Below are 11,909 nucleotides of genomic sequence, written 5' to 3' on the forward strand. Positions count from 1 at the left end.
GGATAACGAATCGAGATAGTGAAAAACTAACAAATGAAAACAATGGCTTAAATGTCTATTCGAACTGCACTGAACTCCGCCATGGAAACGATACCCGACTGTATTGCAGCCGGGTATATCGACATGGAAACAGGGATGCTTTTGGGCAGCTCTGTTTCTGATCCTGACTGCGAAGATTCACTGGATACTTTGGCGGTGGCAGTAGCCAGTCTTTTTCAGGGGCGCGGGGTTGCTGCGTTTGAAGCACTCTTGCGTCAGGCGGGCAGTGCAGACGAAGAAAACACTGGTTTTGGGGAAATCGCAGTTTTTTCTAAAGACAGGCTGAACATTTTTTTGCGGACCAAGGAATATCCTGATCATGTGGTTTGCTATATCTGTCGCAACAGCGCGAATGTCGGGCTGGCGCTAACTAAATCACATCTCAGTCTGGGGCCGGTCGCGGCTGCGGTTTGAACGGGACCAGAGGGGGTCACGGCATGATGGACACGGACATTCTCGACCTGCTTGAAGATATCGGGCGGACCTCGGTCGCACGGCTGTCTCCGGCTGTGATGATTGCAGGGGAAACTGCAACTGCTCGCCGATCCGCGATATTGCGGGCAATCCGTGGCACGGTTTTACCGCGCCGGTTGGAATTCAACGCCGCAAACGGGGATTGTCTGGCAATTGAGGTGAACAGCTCCCGGATCACGGATGTTTTCAAGGTACGCGCAGGTCAGATTCCGGACTTTGAAACAGAGCCGCGCGCCGAACTGATCGAGAAACTGGCTGGATTGGTATCCGACATCTCCATATCGCCTGCTCCGCTTGAGTTGATGTCGGGCAAACCGGACACAGCGCTTGAAGTGGATGAGGTAGGTATCACCTTCAGCGAAATCGAGAACGCCTGCGCCGCCATTGAGCTTCCGTCCGAATCGATTGTTTCTGTCGTCCCAAATGTTGAGAAACCTGTTGATGACTGTCCGCCTGCCGAGGAAACACCTGATGCAGCAACAACACTTGCCCATCGTTTTTTTGATGCATCGAGCCGCTTCGCGTCAGGTCGTGTTTTTGTAGACAGTGCGGAAGACACCGCACCCCTTTTGGAAGGTGCGTGCAAGCCATCCGAGCCGATGTATCCCGACCAGGACACGCTGGCCCGTTTTGTTGCTGATCTTGCCGGCTGGGATGGTGATTCACAGCAAGAGATTGAAGACCCGCAGCTGATTGTCATGAGGCCAACGGGCGGAAAAGGGGCCGGTCTGGCCGTTCTGAGTGACCGTGGTCAGATCGCGGTCGCCATCCACGAAGCCCGCAAACTGGGGTCGGTTGTCAATCTGTGGACCTCTTTGCAGGAGGCAGAGAAATGATTGCCTCCATTGGATTCAAATTTTCGACTACTTCTATCTGTTTTTTATTGTAGCCAGGGTAATGAGTAATGAGTGAAACACATCGCCGCGAACTTATTCGCATAGCAGAAGAAATGAAGGGGATCAGCAATGATGAAACGCGCCAGTTCATTTCCCGCATCATTGGTGATCTTAGCAATCTGAAACCGTCAATTGCCTTTGTCGGGCAAATCAAGGCTGGTAAGTCGCGTCTGATCAACGGCTTTACCGGTCAGGCAGAGTATTTGCCTTCGGATGTTAACCCGTGGACAACTGTTATTACCGATATGCACTTCGGGCACCCTTCCAGCAGAACGCAAGGTGCCGAATTCCATTTCTTCGACAATTACCAATGGCAGTCTTTGATCGCCGAGGGTGAAGAACTGCGCAACATGTTTCCCGATGACGAGGACAGCTACAAGCGCGAGATGATCGAAGAACAGGTCGAGGCCATGAAAGTCCGGGCGCAGCGGCGTCTGGGCGACAGCTATGAACAGCTGTTGGGCCAACAGCACGATCTGGACGAACTGACATCAGATGACCTGGCCAGATATGTCTGTGCCGGGGATGATCCGTCTGAGGATGGGACTTTGGATCCAGGCAGTGATCGTGGGCTTTACAGCGACATCACCCGCAAGGCCGAAGTCTATTTTGACTTGGGCCACTTCCCGTTTCCACTGACGGTTACTGACACGCCCGGCGTGAATGATCCTCTGCTAATCCGCGAAGAGATTTCACGACAGTATCTGAAGGAATCCGATTTCTTTGTGGTGGTCCTGTCCGCGCATCAGGCATTGTCGCGCGCAGATCTGAAACTGTTCCGGTTGATGCAAGCGTTGGAACTTGGACAGATCGTCGTGTTCATCAACCGTGTGGACGAATTGGGCGGGGGAGCAGAAGACGCAACCAAAGTTCGTCTGGACGTTCTGGACGGGCTCGAAAAGGCGCTCGGCAACTCGAACATCGATGTTTTGATGGGCAGCGCACAATGGGCGCACTATGCTCTTACCGGTGATGAAACAGGGGTGAACCACGATCATGTTCTGGCATGGCTGCGCGCCCACCCGGAACAGATGCAGCAATACCTGAACGGTGTGGCCGAGATCAAACAAGGCCCGGGACCGATCAGCCGCGAAGCCGTCCTGCGTTTCGCCGCAATGATCGCGTCTGGCCTGCCCGATCTGCGCCGCCATGTCACTCAAGCTTTGACGGACGGACCAATCAACGAACAGTTACGGATGGCCTGGCAACATCTCGACAGCTTCGCGCGAGGGGAACTTGAGCGATCCCAGGTTCATTTGCGCGCTCTGCAAGAGGAAGGCGGCATTGACGCCCGCAATGCCGATGAAAGCGACAAGACTCTTGGCGAATTGCGCAAACTGCTTGCCGACAAGACTCAAGAGATCACGCGTGATATGGACGATGTCCTGTCAAATCTGCGCGGTGTCATGGATGACACGGTTGCTGAATCCGTGTCTGTCGTCGTGCGCGGCCCGGACGGCCAGTCGCCTCTGCTGGCAAAAGGTGGAGAAACCGAGCTTAACTTCACCCCGCTGCGCGAACGTATGCGTGAACTGGTGCAGGGGGCCTCGCAAGTCGTGCGGCAGCGAATGCTCAGCGACCTGTATGCGATCGACATGCAATGCAATGCCGCCTTGCGGGCTTTGCCAGGGTGGCAAGAGCAAGTCGACAATCGCATGAACACCAGCGCCGTGCGCTGGTTCCGCCCGGACACCACCGCTCTGACCCGTGGCATTACGGTTGAGTTGCGTGTAAACTGGCTTTCGCGTCTGATCTCGCGAAATAGCGTTGTGGCGCGCGCCGAACGAATGATCGTGCAGGAGTTCGAGTTGATTGGGGATGACCTGATCGACACCACGCGCGACAATCTGTTGGAAAGACTGAGCACTGTGCTTGATCATTATATGGCTCTTCTGGCTGGTCATCTTGAGCACAGATCCAGCTCGGGCGAACTGAACGCCCAGGCCGAAGCGCAAAGCACTTTCGACCGGGCTCGCCGTATTACAGTTGAGCTGGAAACGGTCTTTGGAACGACCAATGCGGATGAAAGACAAGCAGAGGCTGCGGAATGATTGAGTTTCCCGGAACTGAAAAGGAAGTACGCCAACTGGAGCGCTTCCTGACCGCAACTGAAAACCTGACGCCTGACGCGGCGTTGGAGGACATGCGCGCGCGGGCTCTGGCTCATGCCGAACGTCTGTCAAACGCGGTCAATATCGGGTTCGCCGGGGAATTTGGTGCAGGCAAGTCAAGTTTGGCGAACATGCTGGCTGGTGCGGATATTCTTCCAACCGGCCCGCAGCATCTGAAATTGCCGCTCGTGATCGTCGCATACGCGGAAACACCCGAAACGACTGTCGGTTGGTGGGACAAAGAACCAAAGACCTATTCAGGCATCGCGCTGGAAAAAGCGGCCCAGGAAGAGCCTGATTTCATATCGGTTGGCATCAATACACCGGCTCTGAAGGAGATCTCGCTGTTTGATCTTCCCGGGTCGGGAGCTCTTGATGATAGATATAAGCCGACTTTGGATCTGCTGAAATTCGTCGATTGTGCCATCTGGTGCACAAATGGAACCAATGCCTGGCGCGAGACCGAGCGCCACTTGTGGTCTCAGGTGCCGCCCGAACTGCGGGCCAACAGCCTGCTGGCCGTTACACATGCGGATCTCCCACCGGTGCAGGGTGCTTTGGACCGCGTCCTTGCACGTCTGAACAAGGAAAAAGAAGGAATGTTCCGCGCTGTTGTGCCTATTGGTACGCCGGTGGCGGTGCGTGCCATGGCTCAGGAGCCCGAACCTGACTTTGCGCTTTGGGAAACCTGCGGCGGACAGAACCTTGCGGAACACGTCCTGGAAGCGGCGTCCAACCGGCGCCGCAGTGATCTCGAGGCTGCACGAAAGGATATGCAGCAGGAATTCCTGCCCTATCTTGAGGCGCTACAGGGACCGGAGCCAGAGGTTGCTTCGAATGACACTGCGTCAATGCAGTCAACGCTGGGTTCTGCCCTGCCCCCGCTGAACAATCCCATTCTCGAGGACTGGCTGGCCGCAATAGCGAGCATCTATGAAGATTTGCGTGAATCATCCGACATCGAACCGGCAGCGTTCTTGCACAGCTGTCAGGAGATCGTCGAAGACTTTGCGGAACGGCTGGAACAAGGTGGCGAGATTGATCCCGAGGCTGATTGGATTCCTGCAGAATTTGAGAAAGCGACAGACTTGCTTTTGCTGCTGCAATTCGAAAGCGGGGACGCGCCGTTGAAGGACGCAATCAGCATTCTGACGCAGTTGGGCGACAACCTTGCTTGGGCTGGCAGCACGGTTGCGGTGGCACAACCAAAGACCGGTACCTGACGCTTTCCCGCCAAGATTGAGCTGCAATGCAGCGATTCGAAGGGCCGAGGAATCGGCCCTTTATTGTTTCGAATTCGTGGACCAACACGCTTGATTTGGGGTTTCAGTTTTCAATCAACCCATATCGAAAATCTATATGTAGTGGACTCAACCCATAGGTGGACAATATCTGCCATCTTACGGAAAACGATCCATAGTGAAGCCATCAGGCGGCCCCAATAAAGTCAAATTTGAAACGTCTAACCGTTCTCAAGTGTCCTGCGGTTGTTTTTGGTTGTGAGTTCGTGGGCTGTCGGCCCGGTTTTTCTAAGCCGCAAAATGAATAGAACGGGCGGATTGAAATGAGCCACAACCAGGCTGTCGGTGCGACGCACGACGAACCAAAAATTGAGGGATTGCAGCCAGGGGCAAAGCTGTTGCGCGGGCAATATGAAATCCTCCGCTATCTCAGCAACGGTGGATTTGGTATCACCTATCTCGCGCGCGACAGCCTAGAGCGCGACGTTGTGATCAAAGAGTGCTTCCCCGGAGCGCTGTGCCGCCGCAACGGTGATCTGGTCGAACCAAATGACCCGTCCTTCAAGGACGACCTGCGCTCGATCATTGACCTCTTTATTCAAGAAGCGCGCAATCATGCGCGTCTGGTACATCCCAATATCGTAGATGTGCATCAGGTGTTCGAAGACAATGACACCGCATATATCGCAATGGACCTCATCCGTGGGTGTGACCTGCTGGATTATGTGGAAAACCCGGAAAACGACGGCGGCCCTGACTTCATCGTTCAGGTCGCTGAAAAAATGCTATCCGCGGTATCTTTCATTCACCAGAGCGGCATGTTGCATCGGGACATATCGCCAGACAACATTCTGATTGATGAAAACGGAGACCCCGTCCTGATCGATTTTGGAGCCGCACGAGAGCAAGCAGCGAACAAATCGGCAGCATTGTTGACCCTGCGCGTCATCAAGGATGGATACTCTCCGCACGAATTCTATGTCCGGGGCGCCGAACAAGGACCCAGCAGCGACCTCTATGTTTTGGCCGCTACGCTCTATCACGCGATCAGCGGTGAACGCCCCATCGACGGCCAAAACCGTTTGAATGCATTCAACAACGGCCAGGATGACCCTTATACACCGCTGGCCGGTCGTTTCGAAGGATATCCAGAAGGGTTCCTTGAAGCGATCGACAAGGCGATGGAAGTACACGCCACGGATCGCCTGCAATCCGCATTGGATTGGTTGCGCATGTTCCGCGGTCCTGGTGTCATGTTTGATACATTCGCCTATCGCCCCGTGTCCGTGATTGTTGGCATGGATCGGAAAGACAAAGAGGAAGAAAAGGCCCGTATCAAAGCCGAAAGCGAAAACGCGGAAGCGGTTGTAACAGCCTTGCTGGCCGGAAACTCGGACATTGTTCTTGGCAATGAGGACAAAAAAAATGACGACCTGGCCAAAATCACGGCGAAAGAAGAAACTCCCGTCGCTGTAGATACCGTCGTCCAGAGTGGGTCTGGCGGCAGCAGCAAGCTGATCGCAGGTGCGGCCGTTGTTGCAGTTGCTCTGGCCGCTGGTGGTTTCTTTGTGATGTCGGGCGACACAACAGAAAAACAGGCAGAAACATCCCTCGAGCAGCCCGCAGCGGAAGTACAATCCGCTGGGACAGAGGTGCCTGTGATTGAACCCTCATCCACAGAAGCGCCCGAGCCCGAGCCCGAAGTGGTTGACGCAACCGAGACCAAGCCGGAAGAGCCTGTCGAGCAGGCACAAACAGTACCTGCGGAGCCAGCTGTCACAGAAACAGCCTCCGCAGACACTGAACCTTCTGAAGTACAATTGCAGTCGGAAGAAGCATCGGATGTTGCAGCAGAACCCGAGATTGAAGCGCCCGCAACTGGCGCTGTCGCCAGCGTCGGTGTTCCGGCGGATCAGCAGGTATCGTTCGCGCATTGGGATGTCGATATCCCATTCCAGACATCACGCCGCCGCGGCTCGACCGGTGCCACCATTGCGGTTACCGGGGTGGACGACAACCAAGACATGAGCGTGATCGGCGACTGGGTGCAACGTGGTGCTGTCATCTATACCCTGAATGGCAAACCGGTTCGTCAGGACGTTCCTTTTGCCGCCCAGGTTCTAGACAACCTGAACGTAGATGTCGATGGGTACACAAGGGTTGCTGCCCGCTATCGCCCACTGGGCCAAACCCGTGCACAAAATGGTTTGTTGGCCCTTCCCGCCATGCGGTCAGTTGGGTTGGAAAATGGCTACAGCTTTACCGTTAGCGCTGATGGCAACGGTGGATGGCAAACAAGGGTGAAAGCGGTTCCGGCTGATGTGGCAGGAAACCTGCAGAAAGACGATATCCTTCTGAATGAAGGCCAATCAGGCACCACGTTTGACGGCACAGAAAGCCTTGATGAGATGCTGGCGGCTCTCATTTCGAACGAGCAGACAGATGCAAATCTGACCGTGCTGCGCAATGGGGCCGAGACGGCCGCCGTCATGCAGCTTGCACAGGAGTAATCTGACCGGTTCGCAAGTGATCTGCCAGTGTGTGTTTGCTGAGGGCGGCATCCAGGTTTGCCACCCTGGCGGGAACCGGACCGCCGCAGAATGTATCAGTTCCCAAGGGTATCCATTGAGTGGCCCTGCGCTGACGTGCAGGGAAAAGTAGCAGCTTACGACGCGGCATATCTGCGTCAAAAACTTGAAGGTGTCGACACCATGTTCAAATACAAAAGCCCTCTGAGCCGGCTTCTCGAAGGTGCCGGCAAATCCAAAGAAGAAGACGTGACCGAGAACACGACCGCCGTAGACGGCCCTGCAAGCGAAGAAGAAAAGCAGGAACCCATTGCGGATTTCAACGCACTGCGCGCCGCATTGGCGGGTGGGAACATGACATCTGAATCCTATGAGGAAACGGATGAGCTGATCCCCGAAGAAAAAATGCCCGAGTTCAACGAGGCCGAGGCGGAAGCAGTGGCAGAACCCGAGGAATCGATCTTCGCCGAGGACAGCTCGGAAGAGGACCACGCTCCGGAGGAGGAGGACGCTCCAACAAACGTTCTGACAGAAGAGCCTGTCGATGAACCGGTTGGGGTCGAGCAGGTTGTCACCTTGCATGTGTCGGAAGCAACCGCAGAGACATCACCAGAGGAACCGACAGCGCAGGTCGTGTCCGAACCCACCGAGCCGGAAGTGGTCGAAGTTGAGGTCGCGGAAGCTCCGGTTGCGGAAGCGAAGCAGGTCGAAGTGACCGTTGAGCCGGTGATTGAGCAAGTTGAACCAGCCCCGGTTGAGGACCGTCGTTCACGGGTCAAGACGACATTTCTGGGCTTTGAGCGCGCCGATACTCATGTACAGGACCTGATCGAAACCTCCGAACCCGTAGCAAAAGCAGAAGCGGTACAAGAGACATTTCCTGTGGGTTGGCTGGTTGTAACATCAGGTCCGGGACGGGGTTCAAGCATCACGCTGACCGAAGGCCTCATGCAAATCGGTCGCAACGATGACCAGGCCATCCAGTTGGACTTCGGTGATACAGGCATCTCGCGCTCGAACCATGCGGTTATCGCCTATGACCCGGAAGATCGAAAGTGCTATCTGGGCCATGGCGGCAAGGCCAATCTTGTGCGCCTGAATGGCAAACCCGTTCTCAGCACCGTGGCGCTGTCCAGTGGAGACCTGATCCGCATCAGCGAAACCTCCATCCGGTTCACGGCCTTCTGTGACGACGGTTTTGATTGGCGGGATTCCTGATTGATGCTGGCAACTCCGGCATATGATGTTGCGCTGATCCTGAATCAGGGTCAGCGGGAAACGCAGGAAGACGCGATTGCGGCCCGTATGTTCGACGCGTCGGACGCGGGGTATGTTGTAATTGCGGATGGCATGGGTGGCCATGAGGCGGGTGAAGTAGCCTCGGAAATGGTAGTCGCCGCCTGGCGCGACGCTCTGGACGCTGAACTTGAGGCAGAAACCCTGAACGAAGGATCGGCGATAGATGCGCTTCCTTTGGCCGCCATGCAAGCCAATGCCGCGATCGCCAACCATAACGAAGCTCAGGGCAAGGGGTTCAACATGGGATCGACCATGTTGGGCGTCCTGTTTCTGGGGCGGCGTGTGTTCTGGATTTCGATCGGCGACAGCCCTCTTTACCTGTTTCGCGATGGAGCGTTGAAGCAGGTTAACGAAGATCATTCGATGGCACCCGTGATCGCTTGGAAAGTCGCTTCGGGCGAGATCACAGAAGCAGAAGCCCAAGAAATGGACCGCAATCAATTGACCTCCGTGGTCATGGGCGGGGCCATTCCAAAAGTGGATTGCCCGGAAGATCCATTGATCGTGTCACCTGCTGATGTCCTGGTCCTCGCAAGTGACGGGCTGCAGTACATCAGCGACGCCGAAATTCAAACCATTCTGCGGGATCATCAGCAGGGCCTGGCGCAAGACATAGCCGAAGCATTGCTGAAAGCTGTGCAGGCCAAGGGCGACCCGGATCAGGACAATCTTTCCATCGCAGTCGCGAAACTCACAAGAACCTAAAAAAGGCAAAGCAACAGGACCCATGAGACAGCACTTAATCATATCAAGCCTTGCCCTTGCGGCCGCCACAGGCGCAGCATCGGCGCAGGAAGCGTGTTCAAGTTATGAAATTCAACGCGGCGACAGCTTGAGGGAATTGGCAATCGAAGTGTATGCGACCGAGGATTTTCGCATCATTTTCGATGCAAACCGCAATGTTATCGGTGCCAACCCCAATATCATCCGTGTCGGCGACGTTTTGGAACTGCCCTGTCTGGAAGACGTTGGGCGTGCACCGGTGCTGGCTGATACCGAGGCCGAACGACTGGCTGCCGAAATGGCAGCAGAGCTGGTAAAGGCCGCAGAAGAACGCGCCGAGAAAGCCGTGGCCGAAGCGGAAGCCCGTGTCGCCGAGGCGGAAGCCGAAGCAAAGAAAGCGAGTGAAGAGGCGGTCGTTGCAGCACGGGCTGCGGCCAAGCAAGAGATTGAAGCCGCCCGTTCCGAAGCTGCCGCTTTGATCCGGAACGCTGGAACGGGTGAACGGCCCGAAATTCGCGATCGTCAGTTGCTGTTGATCACCGGCGGAAACTACGCTCCGTTTACCGATGAATCTCTGCCCAACCGGGGGCTCTATACGCATCTGGTTGAGACCGCGATGTTTCGGGCCGCTCCTGAGCAGGCCTACAAGATTCAATTCGTGAATGACTGGTCATCCCATCTGGACCTGTTGATGCCAACACTCGCATTTGACGCCACCTTCCCTTGGTCGCGCCCCAATTGTGAGGACGCCGCCGCACTGTCGGAAAATGATCGTAACCGGTGCGAAACCTACAATTTTTCGAATCCGTTCTACGAGGTCGTAGATACATTCTTCGCCCGAGAAGGTTCCGGCTATGAACAGACACTGACTTATGCCGACTTTGCCGGAGCAACGATCTGCCGCCCGGAAGGTTGGTCTTTGTCTCACATGGACGCGGTAAGCCTGTACGAACCGGTCATCAAACTTTTGCGTCCGACGTCACCGGATGATTGCTTCCACGCACTGATGGAAGGCACCGCTGATATCGTAGCCATCGAAGCGCATCTGGCTGTCGAGGCAATAGATCGGCTTGGGTATCAACACCGGATTATCGAAAACCCAAACCTTGCGGCCATCAAGTCGCTTAACGTCATGACCCACAAAGATAATCCTGATGGGGAAGCGATCCTGGAGACGCTGAACCAAGGTCTGGCAATCATGCAGCAATCGGGCGAATGGCGCGACATCGTGTCAACCGCCCTGCGTCATCAAATGGAAAATGGATAAGGCCCCAATCTGGCCTGACAAACTAAAGTCTGGAGGAAGTGGACATGTTTAACGAGAAAATAAAAAAGGTAGCGCTTTCAGCAACCGCGATTACCGCTCTGAGTGCGGGCGCCGCTGCGGCACAGGAAGCTTGTACCAACTATACCGTACAAGACGGCGACACCATGGCGACCATTGCAATCGCAGCCTACGGCACATCGAACTATCAGCCGATCTTCAACGCAAACCGGAACGAAATTACCAACCCCAACGCACTTGAGCCTGGTCTTGTTCTGGCCCTTCCCTGCGAGGACGGCAGCCTGCCAAATGGCCAGAGTGCGCAGGAACTGATCGCAGCCGAAGAAAAGCGTGCTGCAAGCGTCAAGCGTTCAAACGTCTACGCGCCGCCCATCAAGTTGGTTGCCGGCAACGGTTGGGAACCATTTACGACCGAAACGCTCAGCGGCGGCGGTATTATGACTCGCCTCGCAACCACCAGTCTGCAACGCGCCGGAAACAGTCGCGATTATTCTGTCAGCTTCGTCGACGACTGGAGCTCACATCTCGATACCCTGTTGCCGCTTGGTGCGTTTGATGTTTCTATCGCTTGGACGGTCCCGGATTGCACGAACCGCACATATGAATGGTCTGCTGAGACGACGGCGCGCTGCACTCAGTTCGTCGCGTCCGTTCCAGTCTACGATATCGTCGGCGGCTTCTTCACACTGCCGGAAAGCCAGTATGCAAACGCTACCGATTTCAAAAACTTTGAAGGTTCCACCATCTGCCGGATGGCAGGTTGGAGCATGGTAGTTCTGGAAGAAGTCGGTTTGAACCGTGAGAACACAACAGTTGTCCAACCCAACTCGGCGCGTGAATGCCTGGATGCGGTTATGACCGGCACCGCCGATGTCGCCGCTTTTGAAGTTGATCTGTTCGCGTCCACCATGAAGGACATGGGCCTTACGTCAGGTGACATTATCGAAAACCCGTATGTTTCGACATTGTCTTCGATGAGTTTCCTAGCACACCGCACCAACCCGTTCGCGCGTGAGTACATTGCAATGATGAACAAAGGTCTGAACGAAATGCGCGAGTCCGGCGAATGGTATGCGATTATTTCTGACTCTCTGCGCGAGCAGAACGAAAAACTGAACGCAGCTTCGAACTGATCCCTCGGTTCAGCTGAAACTATGGGGCCGGTTCATCAATCGGCCCCCTTTTTGTCAGCGAAAAACGGAAGGTTTTTCAAGATGACAAAATTTGGCCTCTTATCTGCTTCATAACAGCCTCAAATGCGCAGCACCTTCTACCCTTAAGCACGACCATCATTCAATTGATGCCACTGAAAG

9 protein-coding genes are annotated in these 11,909 nt (G+C 55.2%); all 9 read left to right on the forward strand.

Annotation, left to right across the window (positions count from 1 at the left end; translation table 11 throughout):
- The first annotated feature begins 81 nt into the window (after positions 1-81).
- The 9 genes from AC2FJB_RS10190 (at position 82) to AC2FJB_RS10230 (ending at position 11,729) form a co-directional block, all read left to right on the forward strand.
- A complete protein-coding gene (locus tag AC2FJB_RS10190) occupies positions 82-453 on the forward strand; it encodes a hypothetical protein (RefSeq protein WP_496818254.1) in 372 nt (123 codons plus the stop codon).
- Positions 454-476: 23 nt separating this feature from the next.
- Complete coding sequence (locus AC2FJB_RS10195; RefSeq protein ID WP_496718235.1) at positions 477-1,349, forward strand: hypothetical protein; 873 nt, start codon at positions 477-479, stop codon at positions 1,347-1,349.
- Between the two features lie 68 nt (positions 1,350-1,417).
- Positions 1,418-3,460, forward strand: a complete 2,043-nt coding sequence (locus tag AC2FJB_RS10200; protein WP_496718236.1) for a dynamin family protein — start codon at positions 1,418-1,420, stop codon at positions 3,458-3,460.
- Entirely contained in the window at positions 3,457-4,743 is a 1,287-nt protein-coding gene (locus AC2FJB_RS10205) for a dynamin family protein (protein WP_496718238.1), read from the forward strand. Before AC2FJB_RS10200 ends, AC2FJB_RS10205 begins: the two co-directional genes overlap by 4 nt.
- A gap of 341 nt (positions 4,744-5,084) precedes the next feature.
- On the forward strand, positions 5,085-7,271 hold the full coding sequence (locus AC2FJB_RS10210) for a serine/threonine protein kinase (protein WP_496718240.1): 2,187 nt from the start codon (positions 5,085-5,087) through the stop codon (positions 7,269-7,271).
- Between the two features lie 201 nt (positions 7,272-7,472).
- On the forward strand, positions 7,473-8,507 hold the full coding sequence (locus AC2FJB_RS10215) for an FHA domain-containing protein (RefSeq protein WP_496718242.1): 1,035 nt from the start codon (positions 7,473-7,475) through the stop codon (positions 8,505-8,507).
- 3 nt (positions 8,508-8,510) lie between these two features.
- On the forward strand, positions 8,511-9,293 hold the full coding sequence (locus AC2FJB_RS10220; RefSeq protein ID WP_117873250.1) for a PP2C family protein-serine/threonine phosphatase: 783 nt from the start codon (positions 8,511-8,513) through the stop codon (positions 9,291-9,293).
- A 22-nt stretch (positions 9,294-9,315) separates the two neighbouring features.
- Positions 9,316-10,578, forward strand: a complete 1,263-nt coding sequence (locus AC2FJB_RS10225; protein WP_496718243.1) for a type 2 periplasmic-binding domain-containing protein — start codon at positions 9,316-9,318, stop codon at positions 10,576-10,578.
- 44 nt (positions 10,579-10,622) lie between these two features.
- Positions 10,623-11,729, forward strand: a complete 1,107-nt coding sequence (locus AC2FJB_RS10230; protein ID WP_496718244.1) for a LysM peptidoglycan-binding domain-containing protein — start codon at positions 10,623-10,625, stop codon at positions 11,727-11,729.
- Positions 11,730-11,909 lie beyond the last annotated feature (180 nt).

The organism is Ruegeria sp. CDSC085 (assembly GCF_059610465.1).